This is a genomic window from Streptomyces spinoverrucosus (assembly GCF_006539505.1).
In the GTDB taxonomy this organism is placed as follows: Bacteria; Actinomycetota; Actinomycetes; order Streptomycetales; family Streptomycetaceae; genus Streptomyces; species Streptomyces spinoverrucosus.
Window position 1 is genome coordinate 42457 of the sequence record NZ_BJND01000055.1, and the last position, 21664, is coordinate 64120.

The window sequence follows — 21664 nt, forward strand, 5'->3', positions numbered from 1 at the left end:
GCTACTTCGTCAGCTCGGCGACGACGGAGTCGATGTACTGACCCATCGACTCGGGACCGCCGAACATCCAGATGCCGTCCGGCAGCCGGTGGACGTTGCCCTTCTTCACGAACGGCAGCGAGGTCCACACCTTGTCCTTGGCCAGCGCGCCGGTCCATGGAGTGCTGCTCTTGTCCCCGTCGTTGCCGATGTAGGCGAACTGCACGTCGTCGCTGAGCTTGGTGAGCCCCTCGACGTCGGTGGTGCCGAGCCCGTAGTCCTTGTCGCCCTCGACCGACCAGTCGTTCTTCAGGCCGAGCTGCTCGTTGACCGCGCCGATGAGCGAGCCGCTGGTGAACGGCCGGATCGAGACCTGGTTGGAGATGTCGTAGCCGTCGGCGAAGGCGTACTTGGCGCCGCCGAGACCTGCGTCCGCGAGGGCCTTCTTGCCCTCGGCGATCTTCGCGTCGAAGTCCTTCTTGAGCTTCTCGGCCTGCTCGGTTGTGCCGGTGGCCTGGGCCAGGAGGTCGAGGTTCTTGTTCATCTGCCCGATGGGGTCGGAGGCGTTGGCGGACTTCACCTCCACGACCGGGGCGACGTTGCGCAGCTGCTTCACGGCGGCCGGCGGCAGGTCGGTGCTGGCGACGATGAGGTCGGGCTTCAGGGCGGCGATGGTGTCCATGCTGGGCTCGCCGCGGGTGCCGATGTCCTTGGGCTCGTTCTTCAGCGGCACCGCCTGGTCCCAGGTCTTGTAGCCCTTGACGTCTGCGACGCCCACCGGGTCGACACCCAGCGATACCAGCAGCTCGACCTCGTGCCACTCGGTGCCGACGACCTTCTTGGCCGGCCCGTCGAGTTCGACCTTCGTGCCCGAGGCGTCGGTGAGGGTGATGGCCTCGTTCGTCTTCTTCGCGTCGTCGCTGTCGGCGGCGGGCTCGGTCGTACCGCAGGCGGTCAGGGTGAGCGCCGCGGCGGTGGCGACCGCCGCGGTCATCATCAGGCGTCTCATGAGGGTGTGCTGAGCCTTTCGCTTCGCGAGTGGTGTCGGCCGATCGCGCGGGTACGCAGCCGGCCCGTCAGGGGGTCGGTGCCGACTTCGATGCGGATGCCGTAGGTGTCGGTCAGCCGCTGAGCTGTGAGTACGTCTTCGGGGAGGCCGTCCGCGACGATCCGCCCCTCGTGCAGCAGCACGATCCGGTCGGCGAGGGCCGCGGCCTGGTCCAGGTCGTGCAGGACGGCGCCGACGGCGATCCGGTGGTCGTCGGCCAAGTCGCGGACGAGATCGAGGAGTTCGATCTGGTAGCGCAGGTCGAGGTACGTCGTCGGCTCGTCCAGAAGCAGTACGCCGGTCTCCTGGGCGAGGCAGCTCGCGAGCCACACGCGCTGAAGCTGTCCCCCGGACAGGTGCTCGGCGCCGCGCTCGGCGAGTTCCGCGACGCCCGTCATGGCCAGCGCGCGGTCCACCGCGGCCCGGCCGTCCGGGTCGGCCCTGCCCCAGCGGCCCCGGTACGGGTAGCGGCCGAACTCGACGACGTCCCGCACGGTCAGCCCGCTGGGCGTGGGACGGCCCTGCGTCAACAGCGCGACATGGCGCGAGAACTCACGAGAAGTCAGCGCGAGGCCGTCCGTGCCGTCGATGGCGAGTGTGGCGGTCCTGGGCCGCTGCAGCCGCGCGATCGTCCGCAGCAGCGTCGACTTCCCGCTGCCGTTCGGACCCACCAGCACGGTCACTTCGCCCGGCCGCAACGTCACCGACGCGTCGTGTACGACGTCGACGCCGTCGTAGGCCACGGTGACACCCGTGGCCGACAGTTCATGACCGCGGGTGCGCGCCGCCGCAGAGGTCTCTTCGCCTGATTGCACGCGGCACAGGTTAGCCTAACCTAAGCAGAACCGGTGAGGGGTGGGAACGGCCGGGGCAAGAAGAAGTTCAGCCAAAGATCGGCAGCCCAGCTCCACCCATGGCGACAGGTGCCGCTTCCTTGCGGCGGGTGGCGCGCTCGCCCTCGGCCCTGTCCTCGCCGCGTGCGGCGGCGACGACAAGGACACAGCCGACTCCTCGGCAGCCGAGGCGAGCAAGAGCGGCGGCCCCTGGTCCTTCGAGGACGACCGCGGCCGCACGGTCAAGACCGACAAGAAGCCTCAGACCATCGTCGCGTTCGTCAGCACCGCCGCCGCGCTGTACGACTACGGCATCGAATGCAAGGGGGTCTTCGGCCCCAGCGAGCCGGTGAACGGCAAGCCCAACCCGCAGGCCGGCGACATGAACGTATCCAAGCTGACCAGTCTGGGCACCGCCTGGGGCCAGTTCAACATCGAGAAGTACGCCGCCCTGAAGCCCGACCTGCTGGTCAGCAACATGTTCCCGGCGCCGGAGCTGTGGTACGTGCCCGAGGAGAGCAAGGACAAGGTCGAGGCCCTGGCGCCGACGGCCGGCATCAGCGTCGCCCGCACCTCGCTGCTCAACCCGCTGCGGCGCACCGCCGAACTCGCCGAGTCGCTCGGCGCCGACCTGGGCGCGAAGAAGGTCACCGACGCCAAGGCCCGCTTCGAGAAGGCCGTCGAGACGCTGCGTACGGCAGCGCAGGGCAACGGCGGGTTGAAGGTGATGGCGGTCACCGGCGACAAGGACAACTTCTACGTCGCCGTCCCGGACTCCTACTGCGACCTGAACTACTTCAAGGACTTGGGCGTGGAGTTCGTCGAGGGCAAGAAGGTCGACGAGTGGGGCTTCTGGGAGTTCCTCAGCTGGGAGAACGCCGACAAGTACCACGCCGACCTCATCATGGTCGACAACCGCTCCACCTCCATGTCCGTGGAGCAACTGAACGAGAAGGCCACCTGGCGGCAACTGCCCGCGGTCAAGGCCGATCAGATCACCCCCTGGTCGATGGAGGAGCGCTTCAGCTACGCGGGGTGGGCCCCGGTCCTCGAACGCCTCGCAGCGGCTGTGGGGAAGTCGAAGAGGCTCGAGGCATAGCGGCACCGCTTCTCTACGGACCCCAAAAACCCTTCGCACCTGCTCGCCTCCCCCGGTACGGTCTCGAGCGTGTTGTCCTGCGGGCTGAGAGTAGGTTTCGTCAATGGCATGTCGTATCAGTGAGCTCGTGCTCGGTTGCCGCGACCCCGAGGTGCTGGCGCGGTTCTGGTGCGAGGTCCTGGACTTCGTGGTGCTCGATCGCGAAGGGAACGACTGCATCGAGATCGGGCCGCGCGAAGGGTTCGGCGGCCCGCAGCCGACGATCATCCTCAGCCGCAGGGACGAGCCGGAGCCGGGGAAGTCCCGGTTGCACATCGACGTCAACGCCACCGACCGCGATCAGGACGCCGAGCTGGAACGCCTCCTGAAGCTCGGGGCGCGCCCGGCCGATATCGGTCAGACCGGCGAGGAGCAGTGGCACGTCCTCTCGGACCCCGAGGGCAATGAGTTCTGCCTGCTCAAGGCCCGCCTCAACCCGCTCTGACGGCTCTGTGTCCCCGGTGCCTCGCGTTACCGGGCGGCGGGGTTCGGTCAGTCGCTCTCCCGGTAGTTCATGAACCAGTGGGTGTCGAAGTAGCAGGCCATCGTGAACGGGTGGTGCGGGTCGGTGAGGATGCGGCAGACGAACTCCGCGGTCCGGCAGTCGAAGGGGACGTCCTCGCCATCGAAGGACCGGACCACGACGGGCCAGCGGTCGGGGTCGTCGCCGTCGGCCCGCCAGCAGTACAGGTCCTCGTGTTCCGTGCTCGCCCAGATGAGCAGGCCGTCCTCCCTGCGAGCCGTCCACGGTTCCTGGTTCAGGTCCAGGAACCCGTCGAAGGCGCCCTCGCCGAACGTCTCCACCATGCGCTTGTAGTCGCTCGGCAGCGCGGTGCCCAGGCGCGACTCCACCTCCGGCCAGTCCACGTCGGGCCGCTGGGCGGGGGATGTCCAGCCGGTGATCCGTATGAGCCGCTGCATCCAGTCGACGTCCTCGTCCGCAGCGACCGCCAAGGGTTCGGGCACCTCCCTGTGAGCGACCACCAGCACCGGCCGCTCGATCCCCTCGGCGTCCCGCGCTGTACCCGTGCCGACCCACTGATCCCCGTACGCCCACGCCCGTATCGTCACGCCCCGGTCCTCGAAGGGGGCGAGGATAGCCGCGCCCCTGGACTCGTCGACCGTCGGATCGGTGAAGCCGTCGAGGACGAGGGTGCGCGGGGCGCCGTACCTGCTGCCGAGCAGGTCGGTCAGGTGCTGCGGGTCCAGGTCGCTGGGCAGGTACATGTAGCCGTCCCCCGGGCCGAGTCGGTCCAGCAGGTCGTTGACGGTGGCTTGCGTGAGCTCCATGGCGGACAGTGAAGCGCACCGCACTGACAATTCGACGCCACCGGTCCGCGTCACCCGCTCGCAGAAGCCCCTCGGCGGCGGAGTGCCACGACGATGCCGCCGCCGGTGATGACCAGCGCGGCGGCGGCGCCGGCGATCGCGGTGGTACCGGCGCTTGCTCCGGTTTCGGCGAGGGCGGTGCCGCCGCCCGCGGGCGATGGGCCACTGCTCGCGTCCGGTACGGCCGCTTCGGTGCTGGTCCGGGCCGGGTTCGGCTGCGTGACGGGGGCCGTTGAGGACGTCGTCGTGGGATGGGCGGACGGGGTGGTGGGTGCCGGGGAGGTGGGCTCGCAGGTTTCGTCCGGTACGACGACCAGGGGCCGGATGTCGTCGTCGACCTGGTCGCCCGCCTTGACGTGGACCCGGAAGGTCGCCCCGGCAGACCAGTCCAGGGGGACGAGATCGACAGTGGCGCCCTGCGCTGTCGGATGCTCGATCGTCCTGGTGTCGACGTGCCGTTCGCCCCCGGGCATGCTCAGCTGCGCGTACAGGCTGACGGTGGCCGGGGTGCCGGAGGCGTCCTTGTCGGTGACGCGGATGACGCCATGGCCGCCCGCGTCGCACACGGCCGCTGCCGAGAAGTCGCCGATGCTGCAGGCGAATGCGGTCTGGGCGGCACCGACCGCGAGCGCGGCCGCGGCGACCGACGTTCCTACGACGCGCGCCGCTCTGGCGGTGTGACGGGAAAGAGACATGTGTGTCCTTCGTCGGGTGAATGAGGATGAGGGGAGGGTGGTCGGGCGGCCGTCATGGGTGCCGTGAAGTGCCGTACGCACGCGGGCCCCCAGGGCCTCGGGCGATCAGCCCTGGTCGCTCGTGTCGCTCTTGCCCTTCAGCGCGGTCACGACATGCTCCGCCAGCTTCTTCGCGCTCGCGGCCCCGTTGTCGGCGCCGTCCGTGGACAGCACGCTGACGACCGCCGTACCCGTACGAGCGGCGATCAGCGTGGTGCCGGTTTCCCAGGCGCTGTCGGTGAGCGTGATGGTGTACGCCTCGTCCCCGAGGCCTGCTGTGGGCGCGCCGGTGACCTTCACGGTGCTGTGGGTGTCGGAGTCCGGGTAGCTCGGGCAGGCGGCGACGACTTTGGTGACGTCCTTCATCACGTCCGCGCCGGTGGTGCCGCGGTAGACGTCGATTTCCTGGGCGAGTTCCGCGGACGTGTCCTTGTTGACATAGGAGTTCTGCGCGAAGGACACACCCTCCACCCCGGTGAGGCTGATCCAGCTCGTGGCACCGAGGTCGGCGCAACGGGGAGTGCCGGCGTTCTTGGTGGCCGGTGCCTGGTAGGTGTCGCCGGTGTCCCGGGCGACGCTGGGGTCGGCGGCGAAGCCGGACGGGAAGTACGACGCGGGGGCCAGGGCCTGCTTCAGCTGTATTCCCGTCAGCAGACCGGCGTTGGGGTCCTGGGGCTTGGCCGGTGCGGTGGTCGCGGACGTTCCGGTGGAGGACTCGGAGGAGGAACAGGCGGCCAGGGCCAACGGGAGTGCCGCAGCGGCGAGCAGCGTGACGGCACGGGACGACAGACGCATGGGAGTCCTTGAAAAGACGTGCAGAGTGCGCCGCGCCGGGTGGGGGTCAGGACCGCATGAGCCCAGGGAAGGGAGTGCGTGCGTCCGGGAGCCGGTCGGGCGGGACCGCGAGATCGGCGGCCCGGCCAGACTTTAGGGGGCCCACGGCCATGAACAGATGTGCGACTTCTCAAGGATCGGTCAAGACATCCGCCCACATCTGAGGCTTTGCTGCGCCTTGAGGCAATCTTGCGACGTTCGAGGAACGGGGTTTCCCGATCACGATGCCGGTCTCGGATACGGTGCGATCCGCTCCGCCGCCCGTCACACGGCACAGCAGGTCGGAGCACACACATCGACCTCGGCCGACGCGCGGGTGCGCGCCCCGTGCCGTACTCACGAATGGGGTGAGGATGTCCCGTCATCGGCCGTCCAGTCATCGGCTCTCCAGAAAGTCGCGTTACATCGCCTGGGCGACAGCGGGCGCCGCCGTCGTCGCGGGCGCCGGGATCGCGGCGCAGACCTCGATGGCCGCCACGGCCTGGCCCGCGCAGAAGACGTACACCGGCCGGGCGTTCGACACCTGCACGGCACCCTCGCTCGCCGCGATGAAGGCGTGGCACACCGGCTTCTACGGCGCCGCCGCGGTCTACGTCGGCGGCCGGAACCGCGGCTGCGCCCAGCCCAACCTCACCGCGTCCTGGGTGAAGTCGGTCAACTCGGTCGGCTGGAAGCTCATCCCGATCTACGTCGGCGCCCAGCCGCCCTGCCAGAAGAGCGCCAGCCCGGAGAAACTCACCGCCTCCACCGCCGCCTCCCTCGGTGCGAGCGACGCCAAGGACGCGGTCGCCAAGGCGTCGGCGCTCGGCATGAAGCCCGGCAGCCCGGTCTACCTCGACATGGAGCCGTACGACATCACGAACAAGGCGTGCAACGACGCCGTGCTGACGTATGTGCGCTCCTTCACCAAGACGCTGCGCGCCAAGACCTACCGCGCCGGCTTCTACGGCTTCAGCAGCTCCAGCGCCAAGGCGATCGCCACCGCCGCCAACAAGACCGACCTGCCGGGCAACCTCTGGTACGCCCTGTGGGACAAGCAGTACACAACGACCAAGGACTGGCCGTGGGGTTCCACCCAGTTCGCCAACCACAGCCGCGGCCACCAGTACCTGGTCAACAGCAAGGAGACCCGCGGCGGGTACACGATCACCGTCGACCGGGACACGTGGGACGCGCCCGTCGCGATCGTCGGCTGAACCAACCCCCGGCGCGGTTGGGCGAGTGGTGCACGCGACGGAGTGTCAGTGGTGGGCCGTAGGGTCCGGAAACATGAGCATCCCGACCGTTGAAGAGTCCTGGGCTCGTATCGACGACTGGCTGGCCCGCCACGCCCCCGTCAGCCACGCCCGGCTGCGCCCACCGACACCCGATACGGACATCGAGGCCGCCCAGCGCGCGCTCGGGGTGTCGTTCCCCGACGACCTGGTGGCGTCGCTGCGCTGCCATGACGGGGTGGAACTCCAGGACGGCGCGCCGGTGCTGGCCTACTACGGGCCGCCGTCCGGCGTCGCGGACATCGTGAAGAGTACGACGTTCCTGCGCGAGGTCGCTGCGGACCTGGACGAGGAGGAGGACGAGGACGAGGGCGAGAGCCACGAGCTGGCGGCCTTCTGGCGGCCGGAGTGGCTGCTGATCACGCTGGGCATCGGCTGGCAGTCCTCCGACGGCCTGTTCCTGTCCTGCCGCCCCGGCCCCAACTTCGGCCGACTGGGCCGCTACTTCGACGAGGACGCGCCCTCCTTCACCCAGTGGCCCTCGCTCCGCCACTTGCTGGCCGACTTCGCGGACGCCCTGGAGAACGGCCGGCAATTCAACAACCGCATATCCCTGGCCGTGGACGGCGTCCTGCTGTGGGAGGACGAGAAGACCGTCGTCCCGGACCCGGTCTCCCCGCTGGCGCTGGCCGAGGCGACCACCGAACCGGAGCCGACCACCCCACCCGCCCCCACCGAGACGGCCACCGCGCCCACCGGAGCACCGGGGGACGGCCGCAGCGCCGTGCTCGCCTTCGTCCGTATCGCCCGCCCCCGCCCGGAACCGCTGCCGGACCAGCCGGACATCGTCTTCGCGCAGGGCCTGACCCCGGACGAACTGCTCCACCGACTGGGCGCGATCCCCACCACGTTCCGGCCACGCACCCGGGAGCGGACACGTCAGGCCGGGGCCTCCCTGTGGGCGGCGCACCGCCCGCTGGTCCGAGCAGGCACGGCGGGTGGGTGGGCGTATGCCGCGCAGGAGGCCGGTGCCGCGCAGTTCGGCAGGCCCGAGGTGCTGCGTGCCGTGTCCGCGGGCACTCGGGCGGTGGCCCTGACCAAGCAGGGTCCCGAGGTGCGTGTCACCCTCACCGAGGACGGCATGGCGCGTCCGGAGGCCGCCACGCATGTCCAGTCGCCGCGCGAGGGCCACGTTCAGCTGCCCGAAGGGCAACGCCCCCGGTACGTCGGCGCGGACCCCTGGCCGGGATCCACCGCCGCGTACTCCCGCATCCTGTCCGGTCTGGCGGAGGACTACGGGATCGTCCACGTCCCGGACGACGACGCGAAGGTGGAGCTGACCAGCGCCCTGCTGCTCCCCGTTCTGGACGACTTCCCCGAGCACGCTCGCCGACCCGTGCCCGAGGTACGGCACTTCGACCTGGCCGGACTCGTCGAGCGGACACCGCCGCAGCGGCTGCGCACCGCCGTCGCGGCCCAACTGGCGCGGCTGGCGGCGGAAACCCGTATCGACACCTACGAAGAGGTGGCCGACGCCCTGGAACGCATCCGCCTCGGCGAGAGCCTCCAGCTCAACACCGGTGATCCGCTCGATCTGCGCATGCGCACCCTGGCCGCGGAGAGCTGGGCGGCCCGCCGGATGGTGCAGCCCGCCTGGCGCGCCGAGCCGGGTCCCGTCGCCCAGGAAGACTTCAGCGCCTGGGTGGTGCGGGACCAGGCCACCCGGGCGCTGCGGGCGTTCATACAGCTCCCGGTCCCCGTCGCGGCGGCAGGGATCCTCCACCAGCGGATGTCCGTCCACTGGCGGACCGAACTCGCCGCCGATCTACAGGAGTCATGAGGCTGTCAGGGGGCGCCTTGGCGACCTCAGGAGTGGGTGACCTCGATCGATGAGATGCGGACCTCGCCGTAGTTCTTCTTGGCGCAGGGGTCGGAGTTGTCGCAGTTGGCCTGGGTGTAGGCGCCTGCCTTGAAGTAGTTGGTGTCGCCGTCGTGGGAGATGGTGGTCTGCAGCTCGCCGTTGTAGTACACGTCGATCTCCCCGTCCTCCGCCACGAACTTGGCCTCGAACTCGGTGCCCAGCTCGTAGTCATCGGTGACGAGATGGTGGCGGCTGTCGTCGCCGTCGGTGATGTAGAGCTTGCTGCCGTCGAGGCGGAAGACCGTGACGTCGTCGTCCCCGCCGTGCACCTGCGCGCCGACCACCTGCGGCTTGTCCTTGGGCAGGGCCGTGAACGCCTCGGTGACCACGAGGGTGTGGGTGCCCTCCGTGGTGGACCACTCGGCCTCGTCCTCGCCGTCCGCGGTCATCTCCCGCAGTTCGGCACGCGGGTAGCTGGAACCTCCCGTCGTCACGCCGTTGACGGCGGCCCGGAACCGGACGGCGTCGCAGTCGGCCTCGGCCCGGAACCACGGCTTGGCGGAGAAGGTCGCCAGCTCGGGCTGTGTGATCTCGGTGGGGTCCTCGTCCTCGCCGGTGGGCAGGGTCAGCTTCCAGCCGGTCAGGTCGAGGACCTCGGACGGGTACGCGCACCGGGCGGTCGCCCGCTCGGTCGGGGCCGGGGTGCCGGCCTGGGCGGGCAGCGTGAGCGCGGCGGTCGAGGCAGCCGCGAGGACGCCCGCCAGCACACAGGTCCGAGTGCTGGGCATGGAGGGGTTCCTCCCTGTGGAGTGGGGTGGAATGGGGTGTGGGGGTCGGGCCCTCGCGCACCGTAGTGGCCCTTGCCGGGACCCGTCCCGTAACCCGTTCCCTTCCCCTCCCCCCCACCTCCTCCGGCCCCCGTCGCGTCAGGCGGACGGCGCGCCGGTGAGGACCTCCACCCGTCCGGTGTCGAGGGAGTAGTAGGCGCTGACCACGGCCAGGTCGCCCTTCCGCACGAGCGGGGCGAGGGCCTTGTTGGACCGCAGGTCGGCGGAGGTCTGCTTGGCGTGGATACGGACCATGGCGTCGACCGGGTCGGCGTGCTTGTCCTTGACGGTCGCCTCGTACGCCGGGCGCATGGCGTCGGCGATCGACTGGAGGTTGCCGGGCAGCGTCTTGCCGTCGCGCAACGCCTCGTACGCCGCCTTGATGGCGCCGCAGCGCTGGTGTCCGAGGACGACGATCAGCGGGGAGCCCGACGTCAGCGGCCCGTACTCGACCGAGCCGGTGACCACGGGGGAGACCACCTGGCCGCCGGTGCGCAGGACGAACAGGTCGCCGAGGCCGGTGTCGAAGACGAGCTCCGGCGGAACGCGGGAGTCGATGCAGGAGACGATCACGCCGTAGGGTTCCTGCTTCTCGGCGACGAACTCGCGCCGCCGCGGGTCCTGGTCGGGGTGCTGGAGCTTTCCGGCCACCCAGCGCCTGTTGCCCTCCATCAGCCGCGCGAAGGCCGACCAGGCCGAGTCCGGTCGGTTTGCCGCGGCGGGCGAGGGCGAGGAGGCCTTCGCCGCGCCCGCCGCCGTCGCGTCCGTGCCCGTGCTGTTCGGCTTCGACGAACAGGCGCTGAGCAGAGCCGCGGTCGTCGCCGCCAGCCCTCCGGTCAGAATGGCCCTGCGGTGCGGTATTCCGGCGCTGCCCATGAGGTCTGTCCCCTTCCCGTCGTGTGCGGAGTTCGCCCCTCACCGGATCGGGTCTCTTCCGGGCCGGGGGGTTGACGCAACTCTCGCGAGGGACCGGTTAGGGGCCGTGCAGCGCTGATCAAGCGGAGGAGCAGCACTCGTCCAAATCGCCGGCTGTCACGGGACGGTGACCGTGGAGCGATCCTGTGCCGGTGTGCCCGAAGTCGCCTGCGCGACAAGGCTGTTGAGTACACTCCGTCACCGTTGCTGGACGTGGGGTGAGGAGTGGGCGTGCGCCTGACGCCTGAGGTCGGGGATCGGATCGCCGGCCGGTATCTCTTGCGGGAACCGATCGGCAAGGGCGGCATGGGCGTCGTCTGGCTGGCCTGGGACGAGCTGTTGCACCGGAGGGTCGCCGTCAAGTGCGCCCGCACAGACGACGCCCGGGCCACTCAGCGGCTGACCCGGGAGGCGCGCAACGCGGGACGGCTGCACCACCCCGGCATCGTGCCGGTCTTCGACATCGTCATCGAGGCCGAGACCTGCTGGATCGTCAGCAGCCAGATCGCCGACGCGCTGGCGAAGTCGCACAGCGAGGGCGTGGTGCACGGCGATGTGACGCCGGAGAACGTCCTGGTCACCGTGGACGGCGTGGCCCGGCTGACCGACTTCGGGATCTCCCGGGCGCTGTGCAGCGAGGTCACCCGGACCACGGCCACGACCGGCGGCTTCCGCGGCAAGCCCCGCTATGTAGCGCCCGAGGTGGCCAGGGGCGGGGCGGGCGACGCGAAGTCCGACGTCTTCTCCCTGGGCGCGAGCCTGTTCATGGCGGTCGAGGGGCAGTCGCCGTACGGCGAATTCGAGAACCTCATGGGCTACCTGGCCAAGGCCTGCGAGGGGCACGTGGAGCGGCCGCACCGCGCCGGACAGCTCACCGAGCCGCTCATCGCCATGCTGGAGGTCGAGCCCCGGAACCGCCCCGATGCCGCGGAGGCCGAGGAGCTGCTGCGGGGGGTGCCTGGACTCCGCGAAAAGGGGGAACGGGAGTTCGGCGAGCCTTCGGAGCGCACTCAGCCCGAGGACGACGCCCGATCGGCACCGCCCGACACCCCCACAGCGTCGCTCCTCCGTCCGCCCCGCGCCCTGCCACCCCCGCTGCGCCACCCCCTGACGATCTCCGGGACGGCGCTCGTCGTCGCCCTGATCGTGGTCGGCCTCCTCTTCTTCTACGGCCCCTGGTCCTCCGACAGCCCCGATACGGCACCGGCCGGCGCCCTGGGTGACCCGCGCACAGCCGACCCGTGCGCCCTGCTGGACGCCGCCGCGCTCAGCCGCTTCGGCGACACCCAAGTCGACCCCGACTACGGGGAACTGGACCGATGCGACGTTCTCGTGCTGAAGGGCAACGCGGAGGAGATCGCCGCCGTCGAGGTCAACTTCTCCAACGAGTTACGGGAGTTCGATGCGGGCGTGCCCACCCGCAGGGTCGGCAATGTCGAGGTGGCGAGCCTGGCGCGGGACGGCGACGAGTGCCGGCGCTTCATCTCCACTCCCGACCGGATGCAGATCATTGTCGTCGGCGAGCGGCACGCCGCCCCGGCGCCCGACCCCTGCGCCCTGGCCGACGCCGCCACCGATCACGCGGTCAGCGTGCTGGACCGTGGGCCGGTGCCCCGGCGGCGCTCGGCGTGGCCCGCCGACGCCCTCGCCCGCCTCGACGCCTGCGCACTGCTCGACGCGGCCTCGCTGAAACGGGTTCCCGGCCTCGGCACACGGCCGTCGGAGCGCGGGTTCGGGGATTGGAACTGTGAGTGGGAGAGCCCGGACGGCGGCGGCACCGCCTTCGTGGACCTGGAGTTCACCCGCGACAACGACCTGGAGGACAACGGACAGCGGGCGGTCGTCGCCGGGACCACGGCGTATGTCGAGCCGGAGGAGGAGGGCGACGACAGCTGTGTCGTGCTCACACCGCACCGTACGTACACCAACGCCCTCGGCGACCACACCGTCGAGCTGGTCCTGCTGACCGTGAGCGGTCAGGAGCGGTCGAGGACGCAGCTGTGCGGCACCGCCAAGTCGCTCTCGGCCACGGCCGTGCGGAACATCGCGAGGAGCCTGCCGGAGACACCGGGGAAGTGAGCACGGGGAAACCGGCGTTACCTGCTGACCAGCGGCCGGAACGCGTTGCGTACATCGGACTTGGACTCGGTGACGTACCGGTTCGTCGGTGGGGTGTCGTCGGTGCCGTACGTGTAGTACGTGATGATCGAGGGGCAGCTCGATCCGCTGATCTGGATCGTGCGCTTGCTGACGAGCTTGCCGGTGCGCAGTTCGTAGACCCGCACCGGGATCGCGATCTTGTGGAAGGTCACGTAGCTGACGGCACCGGAGTCCCGGGCCTGGTACGGGCACGTCTCGACGGAGGACCCGAAGTCCGTCTCGCCCACACAGACGATCGCGACCGCGTTTTCGGCGTCGCCGGCCTTCCAGTTGCCGGGGAGCTGGTTCGTGTACTCGGTGTTGCCGTAGTACAGCGCGCGGTTGGTGCCCTTGCCCATCGGCTTGGCGGCGCTGTACTTGGCCGGCTGGGAGCAGTACTCGGGCTGTTCGTCCTCCGTTCCCGACAGCAGGGAGCGGACGTTGTCCAGCTCGATGGCCTGCGTGGCCTTCGTGATGCCCGCGCGGGCCCGGTTGCCGAGGTTGTCCTCGGGATACTCGTCGAGCAGCTGCCGGTAGCGCGCCTTGGCCGTCTCCCAGTCGCTGCCCTTCATGAGGTTGTCACCGCAGGCGACGAGCGCGCCGGGCGCGACCCGGCTCGCGGTGTCGGCGGACCGGTCGAGCTGGTTGCGGGTCGGCTCGCGCTCGCGGAGCCAGTCGGTGATCTTGACGGTGCCGCAGGGGCTGTTCGTGGGCAGGCCGTCGAGGAATCCGTCCAGGACGGTGCGCACGGTCTGCTCGTTGCCGGGTTCGCGGAGTACCGAGCCGAGGATGTCGAAGCCCTGCTCAAGCGCCTCCGTGTTGCTGCGCAGACCGCTGTCCAGCAGCACCTCGGCCGTCCCGAGCCGTCGGCAGTCCTCGACCACCTCGTCACCCCGGGCACTGAGCGGGGCGTCGGCGATGCGATGCCCGGCCCACACCTTGTCCTGCGCGGCGAACACCCCGGCGCAGTCGCCCTCGTCGCGGGCCTCGCTGACGCTCTGCCCGATGCGCGTGGCGTCGTACCGCAGCAGTCCCACCGCCAGCAGCACCGGCAGCGTGACGCAGACCGCGACGATGCGCTGCCCGCGCGCGGAGACGCGGGGCGTGCCGCGGCTCGCCAGGAACCACCCGTGGGCTATGACCGCCACCCACCACACCAGCGCGGCGATCTCGTATCCCCACGCGGCGGTGGACGCCAGTGCGGAGACGAGGACGACCGTGCCCAGCGCCGCCGTGACGGCGAGCTTGCGCCGCCCGATCAGCAGGTAGCCGACGCCGAGGAGGGAGGCGTTGCCGAGGGCGACGGCCAGGGGGTCGTACCGCCGGGGGCGGGGTGGCGGGCCGGGTTCCGGTGCGACGGGCATGGTGTACGTCGGTTGGTCCATCCTGCTCCCCCTGGGGTGAACTTCAATTGCCGTACGAGCCAGTGCCGTTGATGTCCGGCAGTCGGGCACAGCCTTTATACGGGGCACACTTGGGGAGGGGTCCCGAAACCATCGGCGACCCTGGTGGCACAGCCCGTACGAACGCCCGAGCCGAGGAGATCCGCGATGTCCCGCTCCGCCAGCCTCGCGCGCGGTGTCGCGCCCGCCCAGCCCGGTACCCTGCACGCCCGCACGGTCACCGGCGACCTCAGCGCCCCGCCCCGGCCGGGTCTGACGGTGTGCTTCGGGCGCGGGGAGAAGCCCGACGTGGACCTGGGCGTCGGTGTGGACGACCTGAGGGTGAGCCGGCGGCACGGGGAGTTGACGTTCCGGCAGGGGCACTGGTGGCTGCGCAACACGGGGCAGCAGCTCGTACGGCTCCCCCGTGGCCGGATGATGCACACCAGCACCGAGCCGATCCCGCTCGCCACCGGCTACACCCCGCTGTTCGTGAAGGGCTCGGGCCAACGGGAACACCTGGTCGAGCTGTATGTGGCGGGCCACGACGACCGGGGCCCCGTCTCCCGCCGCCGCGCCGAGACCCTGCGCCCGGAGACCTGGGCCCTGGACGACGACGAGCGGCTGCTGCTGGTCGTGCTCGGCCAGCGGTATCTGCTGTACGAGCAGGATCCGCGCCCGCTGAGCTACGGCCGGGCGGCCGAGCAGCTCGCCTATCTGCACCCCGAAGGCAAGTGGACCGAACGCCGGATCGAGTACCGGGTCGAGGCGGTACGCCGCCGGCTGCACGGCACCGGCTTCAAGTACCCGCTGATGCACGACTGTTCGGAGGGCCGCCCGTCCGACAACAGCCTGCTGCACAACCTCCTGAAGGGCCTGGTGGAGTCGACCACGCTCGTCCCACCGGACCTGGACCTGCTGGAGGACGACGACACGGACGACGACACGGACGACGACACGCACGACGGCGCCTGAGGGAACGACACCACCTCTCCATCATGAGTGCGCCTGATGGAGCCTCTGGGTAGAGAGTGCGGACCGTCCCCCGTTCCCAGTAGGTTCGAGGCGCGCGCGCGTGACCGGGTGCGCGTCGTGGGCACAGGCGAGGGGGAGAACCGTGCGTCCCGGAGACGAGTTCGCCGGCCGCTATGTCCTCAGAGAGGTCATCGGCGCCGGGCGGAGCGGCGAGGTGTGGCTGGCCCACGACACGGTGGTGGGGCAGGACGTCGCGCTGAAACCGGAACGGATCGAGGGCGACCGCGACACGGCGGTACGACGGCTGCTGGCCGAGCCACGCGCGCTGGCCAAGTTCCGCGACCATCCGCACGTCGTGACGCTGTTCGACGTCGTAACCGTGGAGCAGGACGGCGAGGAGACGTACTGGTTCGTCATGGAGTACGTCCCCGGTGGCGGCCTGGACCGGCAGCCGCCGATGTCCGCGCAGCGGGCGGCCCGAATCGGTGCCGAGCTCGCCGACGCGCTCGCCGCGCTGCACGAGGCGGGGATCGTGCACTGTGACGTCAAGCCCGCCAACATCGGCCTCACCCGGCGCGGTACGGCGAAGCTGCTGGACTTCGGTGCCGCGCACCGCACCAGCGGCACCGAGACCATCACCAGCAACGGCCCGCTCAGCTTCACCCCGGACTACGCCGCCCCCGAACTGGCCCGGGGCCACCTGCCCCGGCCCGCCTCGGACGTGTTCTGCCTGGCCGCGACCCTGTACGGGCTGGTCACCGGGGCGCCGCCGCGCGGCGGGGAGTCCGGGGACGGCGGGACGGACACCGAGCGCCTGACGTACTGGAAGGCCGAGCAGGGCGTCGTGGAGATGGACGCCGAGGCCGTGGGCCCGCTGTACCCGGTGCTCACCGCCATGCTCCACCGCGACCCACGGCAACGCCCCGACGCCGCCGAGGCCGGACGGCAGCTGGCCGCCGTCGCCGCGCCCGGGTCCGCGTCCGGGTCCCTGGCCACCACCGCCCAGCCCGGCGGGCGGACACGGTGGCGATGGCCGGCGCGTCGGCCTCTGCTGGCCACGGCCGTCGGGATCGGCGCCGCGCTGGTCCTGGGCGGTCTGATCCTCGCCCCCGGCGGCGGCGACGCGGATCAGGGCACGGACGAGGCCGGCCGGAGCAGCACCCCCGAGGCCTCGCTGATCGGCGATCCGCGCACCGCCGACGTGTGCGCCCTGACCGACCCGGCCGCCCTCGGCCAGTTCGGCAAGGTCCGTGTGGACGTCGACTACGGCAACTTCGACCGCTGTGACCAACTGGTCAGCCCCGACGACGAGACCCGTATCGACGTGTCGGTCCAGTTACGGCCCGGCTCCCGGCCCGAGAGCTCCCGGCCGGCCACGCGCATCGGAAGGATCGGCGTCCTGGAGGAGTCGCCGGAGACCGACGAGTGCGGCCTGCTGCTGTACGACAGCGCCGCCGGCGGGGATGCCGACGGCACCCTCGTCGGGATCCGCGTCGACGTGGGGGACGGCTCGGTGACCGGCGGCAACGCGACGCTGTGCACGGTCGCCCACACGGCCGCCCGGAGCGCCGCCGAGGTGCTGAACACCGGCCCCCTTCCCCGCCGTTCCCCGGCCTACCCGGACAACTCGCTGGCCTGGGCAGACGCCTGCGCGCTGCTCGACGCGAAGGCACTGTCGGACGCCGTGCCCGGCATCAAGCCGGACACGCCGGAGGTCGGTGTCGCGAACTGGAACTGCGAGTGGTTCAGCGAGGTGGACGACCTGGAGGCGGAGGTGAGCTTCTTCCGCGACCAGCCCAAGTCCGCCAAGGACCGCGAGGTCGTCCGGCTCAGCGGCTACCGGGCCCTCGTCGAGCCGGAGGGCGACGGCGACGAGACCTGCACGGTCTTCCTCGAATACCGCCGGTACAGCGGCCAGGACGCCAAGCAGGCCGCCGAGATGGTGCGCCTGCGCGTCGGCGGCGAACGCCCCATGGACGACCTCTGCACGATGGTCACCGGCCTCGCCACGTCAGCGGCCACCAAGCTGCCCGAACGCTGACGGGCGGGAAGGGTCCCGTAGCGGAGCCGCACAGTGGTGGCGAGAAACCACCACGCCGAGGAGTCCGGGGATGAACCGTCGTGAGAGTCTCGCGCGCGGTGCCCCACCGGCCGCCGCGGACACTCTGCACGCCAGATCGGCAGCGGGCGAGGTCACGGCCGCTCCGGTGCCCGGCCGGGTGGTGTGCTTCGGCCGGGCTCCGGGCTGCCCCGGCAGGGACCTGTACGTCGGCGGCGACGACCGGCGGGTGAGTCGTAGGCAGGGAGATCTGACGTACCACCACGGCCACTGGTGGCTGCGCAATACCGGCCTCCGGCCCCTGCGCATCCCGTACGGCGAACTCCTCGCGCCCCGCGCCGCCCCGCTCCCCCTCCCCTCCGGCTACACCCCGCTGTTCGTGCAGGGCCTCGGCCACCGCGAGTACCTGATCGAGCTGCACGTGACCGACCCCGCCCGCTGCCCCGGAAACCCCCCGCGCGGCCGCCCGGCCCTCGACGACGACGAGCGGCTCCTGTTGGTCGTTCTGGGCCAGCGCTACCTGCGCCATGAGTCCGACCCGCGCCCCTTCCCCTCCCGCAAGGCGCTGCAGCAACTGCGTTTCCTGCGCCCGGAGACGGACTGGGAGTCGCCCGGGATCGAGCGCCGGGTCGCTCAGATCGGCGCTCGGCTGAACGCCGACGAGGCCGTGCCGCTGCACGCCCTGCTCCGGGAACTGGTGGACGCCACGGACCTCGTACCGCCGGACCTCGCGCTGCTGGACCGGGAGCTCGACGGGTGACGTTCGGCGTGTGCGCGGTGTGACCAGCGCCTTCGCGCCCCCGATGCGCCGCTTGTCACCACCCCCGCGGGCGCACTACTGTCACCACGCCTTGGTGAACGGGAAATCCGGTGTGATGCCGGTGCGGCCCTCGCCACTGTGATCGGGAAGTCCGGCTCCAGCCCTCGCGGGCAGCCACTGGGTCCTAGACCCGGGAAGGCGGAGCACGGGCGGTGTCACCCGTCAGCCAGGAGACCGGCCAAGGCGCGTCAACCATCCACGAGGTGCTGGAGAGGGTCTGCTGAAGCCATGCACATAGCCGAGGGTTTTCTGCCTCCGGCGCACGCGATCGCCTGGGGTGCCGCGTCCGCGCCGTTCGTCGTCCACGGAGTCCGCTCCCTCACCCGTGAGGTCAGGGAACATCCCGAGAGCACGCTGCTGCTCGGCGCCTCGGGCGCCTTCACCTTCGTCCTGTCGGCGCTGAAGCTGCCGTCGGTGACCGGGAGTTGCTCGCATCCCACCGGCACGGGACTGGGCGCCATTCTGTTCCGGCCGCCGGTGATGGCGGTGCTGGGCACCATCACGCTGCTGTTCCAGGCGCTGCTGCTCGCCCACGGCGGGCTGACCACGCTCGGCGCCAACGTCTTCTCGATGGCGATCGTCGGCCCCTGGGCCGGGTACGGGATCTACCGGCTGCTGCGGCGGTACGACGTGCCGCTGATGGTCGCCGTGTTCTTCGGCGCGTTCGTCGCCGACCTGTCCACCTACTGCGTCACCAGCGTCCAGCTGGCGCTCGCCTTCCCCGACCCGAGCAGCGGTTTCCTGGGCGCGCTCGGCAAGTTCGGCTCCATCTTCGCCATCACGCAGATTCCGCTCGCGATCAGCGAGGGGCTGCTCACGGTGCTGGTGATGCGGCTGCTGGTGCAGTCCAGCAAGGGTGAACTGACCCGGCTGGGCGTGCTGCTCACCCGGAAGACCGGCACCGAGGCGGTGGCCCGATGAAGCGCGGCACGAAGATCAACCTCCTGCTGCTGCTCGCCGTCGCCGCCCTCGCGGTGCTGCCGCTGGCGCTCGGGCTCGGCGACCACAAGGAGGAGCCGTTCACCGGCGCCGACGCGGAGGCGGAGACGGCGATCACCGAGCTGGACCCGGACTACGAGCCCTGGTTCTCGCCGCTGTACGAGCCGCCGTCCGGTGAGATCGAGTCCGGCCTGTTCGCCCTCCAGGCGGCGGTCGGCGCGGGCGCCCTCGCGTACTACTTCGGGCTGCGGCGCGGGCGGCGCCAGGGTGCGGCGCGGGCGCAGGAGCAGCAGGGCGCGGCGCGGACACCCGGGCACGACGGAGCCGAAGGGGCCTGAGCCTCGTGCTGCCGATCGACGCGGCGGCGCACAGCAGTCGCTGGCGCCGCCGCCATCCTGTGGACAAGGCCGTGCTCGGACTGGGACTGACGGTGCTGGCGATCTCGCTGCCGCCCTGGCCGGGGGCCGCGCTGGTGCTGGTGACGGCGCTGGCCGTGCTGCTGGGCCCGGCGGGCGTGCCCGTGCGGCGGCTGTGGCGGGCCTACCGGGTGCCGCTGGGCTTCTGCGTCACCGGCGCGCTGCCGCTGCTGGTGCGGGTCGGCGGCCCGGACGGGTTCGTGGGCCTCGCGGTCGGCGGCCCGGTGCGCGCCGGGGAGCTGCTGCTGCGCACCTCGGCGGCCTCGCTGGGTGTGCTGCTGTTCGCGTTCACCACCCCGATGTCCGACCTGCTGCCACGCCTGGTCCGCGCGGGCGTGCCCGCGCCCGTCGTCGACGTGGCCCTGGTGACGTACCGGATGAGCTTTCTGCTCCTGGACTCCGTGCGCCGGATCCGCGACGCCCAGGCCGCCCGCCTCGGGCACACCACGCGGGCCGCCCAGTGGCGGTCTCTGGCCGGGCTCGGCGCGACGGCCTTCGTACGCGCCTTCGACCGGGCGACGCGCCTGCAGGCCGGACTCGCCGGGCGCGGCTACGACGGCACCCTGCGCGTCCTCGTGCCTGAGGCCCGCGTCTCCGTCCCGTTCACGGCCATGAGCGTCGCGCTGCTCGCGGCGCTGGCCGCCCTCACCTTCGTACTCGAAAGGCCACTGTCATGAGCGAGGCCGCCGCCCTGGTCGCCCTGCGGGGCGCGTCCTTCGCCTACGAGGACGGCCCGGCCGTGCTCACCGGCCTCGACTTCGAGGTGCGCAAGGGGCGCGCGCTGGCGCTGCTCGGTCGCAACGGCAGCGGCAAGACCACGCTGATGCGGCTGCTCAGCGGGGGACTTCGGCCGCACGCCGGGCAGTTGACGGTGGACGGCACGCCGGTGTCGTACGACCGGAAGGGGCTGACCCGGCTGCGGACCACCGTTCAGCTGGTGGTGCAGGATCCGGACGACCAGCTGTTCGCCGCGTCGGTGGCGCAGGACGTGTCCTTCGGGCCGCTGAACCTCGGGCTGCCGGACGCGGAGGTGCGGGCGCGGGTCGAGGAGGCACTCGCGGCGCTGGACATCACCGGGCTGGCGGACCGGCCGACGCATCTCCTCTCCTACGGGCAGCGCAAGCGGACCGCGATCGCCGGTGCCGTCGCGATGCGGCCACGCGTGCTGATCCTCGACGAGCCGACGGCCGGGCTCGATCCCGACGGCCAGGAACGGCTGCTCGCCACCCTCGACGGGCTGCGCGCGAGCGGCACGACGGTCGTGATGGCCACCCACGACGTCGACCTGGCCCTGCGCTGGGCCGACGACGCGGCCCTGCTCACCCCGTCCGGCATACGCACCGGCCCCGCCCCCGAGAACCTGTCCCGCACGGAACTACTGCGCGAGGCGGGCCTACGCCTGCCGTGGGGCATCGCGGCAACGGAACTACTACGCGGCCAGGGCCTGTTGAACGACGGAGCCACTGGTCCACGCACAGCGGAGCAACTGGCGGCCCTGGCAGGCCCGCGCCGCTGAGGGCCGTGGCGCTCAGTCCAAGAGCGTGGACTTTGTGACGGGACCGTCGACTTCGGTATCGCCTCGGTCAGGCCGAACGCTTGCGTGACGCTGTCTTCTTTGCCGTCGACTTCTTTGCCGTGCTCTTCGAAGCCGCCGTCTTCTTCGTTCCCTGCGTCGACTTGGACGCCGTCTTCTTCGCGGCCGTCTTCTTCGCCGTGGACTTCTTGCCGGCCGGTTCCTTGGGGGCGGCGCGGCTGGTCTTGCGTTGGGCGAGTGGGCGGACCTCGGCCGGGGCCTCGCCGCGGGACTCGCGGGCCGCGCGGACGCTGCTCTCCAGGGCCGCCATCAGGTCGAGCACCTTGCCGCCCGCCGCGGGTTCGGGAGCCTCGGGGGGTGCCTCGCCGGCCGCCTTCGCCGCGATGACCTCCTCGACGGCCTCGCGGTACTCGTCGTGCAGATCCTCCAGGTCGACCTCGCCGAGGGTGTCCATCAGGGCGTCCGCGAGGTCGAGTTCCTTGTCGCGGACGGTGACGTTGGTGTCGGGCGCGACCCCCTCGGGCGCGCGGACCTCGTCCGGCCACAGCAGCCCGTGCATGGCGATGGCGTCGCCGACCACCCGGAGCATGCCCAGCCGCTCCCGGCCGCGCAGCGCGAACTTGGCGATGGCGACCTTGTTGCTCCGCTTGAGCGCCTCCCGCAGCAGCGTGTACGGCTTGGCGGCGGG

21 protein-coding genes and 1 riboswitch are annotated in these 21664 nt (G+C 71.1%); of the genes, 12 read left to right on the forward strand and 9 right to left on the reverse strand.

The genetic code is table 11. The features are described from left to right. Position 1: 1 nt before the first annotated feature. Positions 2-988, reverse strand: coding sequence for an iron-siderophore ABC transporter substrate-binding protein (locus tag SSP24_RS31345; RefSeq protein WP_141313344.1), 987 nt, complete (start codon positions 986-988; stop codon positions 2-4). Beyond that, the gene (locus SSP24_RS31350) at positions 985-1842 is read right to left on the reverse strand and encodes an ABC transporter ATP-binding protein (protein ID WP_141313345.1); all 858 of its coding nucleotides are present in this window, start codon (positions 1840-1842) and stop codon (positions 985-987) included. The genes SSP24_RS31345 and SSP24_RS31350 overlap by 4 nt, the downstream gene beginning before the upstream one ends. A gap of 40 nt (positions 1843-1882) precedes the next feature. Between SSP24_RS31350 and SSP24_RS31355 the strand changes: the two genes are divergently transcribed. Continuing rightward, positions 1883-2959: an ABC transporter substrate-binding protein gene (locus SSP24_RS31355; protein ID WP_141313346.1), complete on the forward strand. Its 1077-nt coding sequence runs from the start codon at positions 1883-1885 to the stop codon at positions 2957-2959. Positions 2960-3062: 103 nt separating this feature from the next. Beyond that, the gene (locus SSP24_RS31360; RefSeq protein WP_141313347.1) at positions 3063-3443 is read left to right on the forward strand and encodes a VOC family protein; all 381 of its coding nucleotides are present in this window, start codon (positions 3063-3065) and stop codon (positions 3441-3443) included. Positions 3444-3490: 47 nt separating this feature from the next. Here the strand turns inward: SSP24_RS31360 and SSP24_RS31365 are convergent, their stop codons facing one another. From SSP24_RS31365 to SSP24_RS31375, 3 genes are all read right to left on the reverse strand, one after another. After that, a complete protein-coding gene (locus SSP24_RS31365) occupies positions 3491-4288 on the reverse strand; it encodes a hypothetical protein (protein ID WP_141313348.1) in 798 nt (265 codons plus the stop codon). A 50-nt stretch (positions 4289-4338) separates the two neighbouring features. Continuing rightward, entirely contained in the window at positions 4339-5022 is a 684-nt protein-coding gene (locus SSP24_RS31370) for an LAETG motif-containing sortase-dependent surface protein (protein WP_141313349.1), read from the reverse strand. Between the two features lie 105 nt (positions 5023-5127). Beyond that, positions 5128-5856, reverse strand: coding sequence for a hypothetical protein (locus tag SSP24_RS31375; protein ID WP_141313350.1), 729 nt, complete (start codon positions 5854-5856; stop codon positions 5128-5130). Between the two features lie 392 nt (positions 5857-6248). Here SSP24_RS31375 and SSP24_RS31380 point away from each other — a divergent pair, with 392 nt between their 5' ends. Together SSP24_RS31380 and SSP24_RS31385 are read left to right on the forward strand one after the other, a co-directional pair. Next, positions 6249-7091 (forward strand): glycoside hydrolase domain-containing protein, encoded by an 843-nt coding sequence (locus SSP24_RS31380; RefSeq protein ID WP_141313351.1) that lies wholly within the window; start codon positions 6249-6251, stop codon positions 7089-7091. Between the two features lie 73 nt (positions 7092-7164). After that, on the forward strand, positions 7165-8949 hold the full coding sequence (locus tag SSP24_RS31385) for an SMI1/KNR4 family protein (RefSeq protein ID WP_141313352.1): 1785 nt from the start codon (positions 7165-7167) through the stop codon (positions 8947-8949). Positions 8950-8975: 26 nt separating this feature from the next. Here SSP24_RS31385 and SSP24_RS31390 read toward each other — a convergent pair whose 3' ends face one another. Together SSP24_RS31390 and SSP24_RS31395 are read right to left on the reverse strand one after the other, a co-directional pair. Then, a complete protein-coding gene (locus tag SSP24_RS31390; protein WP_141313353.1) occupies positions 8976-9758 on the reverse strand; it encodes a polysaccharide lyase family 7 protein in 783 nt (260 codons plus the stop codon). A gap of 138 nt (positions 9759-9896) precedes the next feature. Further along, a complete protein-coding gene (locus SSP24_RS31395; protein ID WP_174864754.1) occupies positions 9897-10673 on the reverse strand; it encodes a carbonic anhydrase in 777 nt (258 codons plus the stop codon). Between the two features lie 270 nt (positions 10674-10943). Here SSP24_RS31395 and SSP24_RS31400 point away from each other — a divergent pair, with 270 nt between their 5' ends. Further along, positions 10944-12791 (forward strand): serine/threonine-protein kinase, encoded by a 1848-nt coding sequence (locus tag SSP24_RS31400; RefSeq protein WP_141313354.1) that lies wholly within the window; start codon positions 10944-10946, stop codon positions 12789-12791. 17 nt (positions 12792-12808) lie between these two features. Here SSP24_RS31400 and SSP24_RS31405 read toward each other — a convergent pair whose 3' ends face one another. Then, a complete protein-coding gene (locus SSP24_RS31405) occupies positions 12809-14236 on the reverse strand; it encodes a tetratricopeptide repeat protein (protein WP_218037115.1) in 1428 nt (475 codons plus the stop codon). Positions 14237-14401: 165 nt separating this feature from the next. Here SSP24_RS31405 and SSP24_RS31410 point away from each other — a divergent pair, with 165 nt between their 5' ends. The 7 genes from SSP24_RS31410 (at position 14402) to SSP24_RS31440 (ending at position 20958) form a co-directional block, all read left to right on the forward strand. Then, positions 14402-15208, forward strand: a complete 807-nt coding sequence (locus SSP24_RS31410; RefSeq protein WP_141313355.1) for an FHA domain-containing protein — start codon at positions 14402-14404, stop codon at positions 15206-15208. A 142-nt stretch (positions 15209-15350) separates the two neighbouring features. After that, positions 15351-17249, forward strand: coding sequence for a serine/threonine-protein kinase (locus SSP24_RS31415; RefSeq protein ID WP_141313356.1), 1899 nt, complete (start codon positions 15351-15353; stop codon positions 17247-17249). A 70-nt stretch (positions 17250-17319) separates the two neighbouring features. Beyond that, the gene (locus SSP24_RS31420; protein ID WP_141313357.1) at positions 17320-18027 is read left to right on the forward strand and encodes an FHA domain-containing protein; all 708 of its coding nucleotides are present in this window, start codon (positions 17320-17322) and stop codon (positions 18025-18027) included. 75 nt (positions 18028-18102) lie between these two features. After that, a riboswitch (cobalamin riboswitch) is annotated at positions 18103-18284 on the forward strand. A 31-nt stretch (positions 18285-18315) separates the two neighbouring features. Further along, entirely contained in the window at positions 18316-19008 is a 693-nt protein-coding gene (locus SSP24_RS31425) for an energy-coupling factor ABC transporter permease (RefSeq protein WP_141313358.1), read from the forward strand. After that, positions 19005-19364 (forward strand): energy-coupling factor ABC transporter substrate-binding protein, encoded by a 360-nt coding sequence (locus SSP24_RS31430; RefSeq protein WP_141313359.1) that lies wholly within the window; start codon positions 19005-19007, stop codon positions 19362-19364. Before SSP24_RS31425 ends, SSP24_RS31430 begins: the two co-directional genes overlap by 4 nt. Before the next feature lie 5 nt (positions 19365-19369). After that, entirely contained in the window at positions 19370-20119 is a 750-nt protein-coding gene (cbiQ, locus tag SSP24_RS31435) for a cobalt ECF transporter T component CbiQ (protein WP_141313360.1), read from the forward strand. Beyond that, complete coding sequence (locus SSP24_RS31440; RefSeq protein WP_141313361.1) at positions 20116-20958, forward strand: energy-coupling factor ABC transporter ATP-binding protein; 843 nt, start codon at positions 20116-20118, stop codon at positions 20956-20958. Before cbiQ ends, SSP24_RS31440 begins: the two co-directional genes overlap by 4 nt. Before the next feature lie 67 nt (positions 20959-21025). On the opposite strand, the gene SSP24_RS31445 is transcribed toward SSP24_RS31440, so the two are convergent. Then, on the reverse strand, positions 21026-21664 hold a 639-nt coding region (locus SSP24_RS31445), incomplete at its 5' end, for a Ku protein (protein ID WP_308794537.1).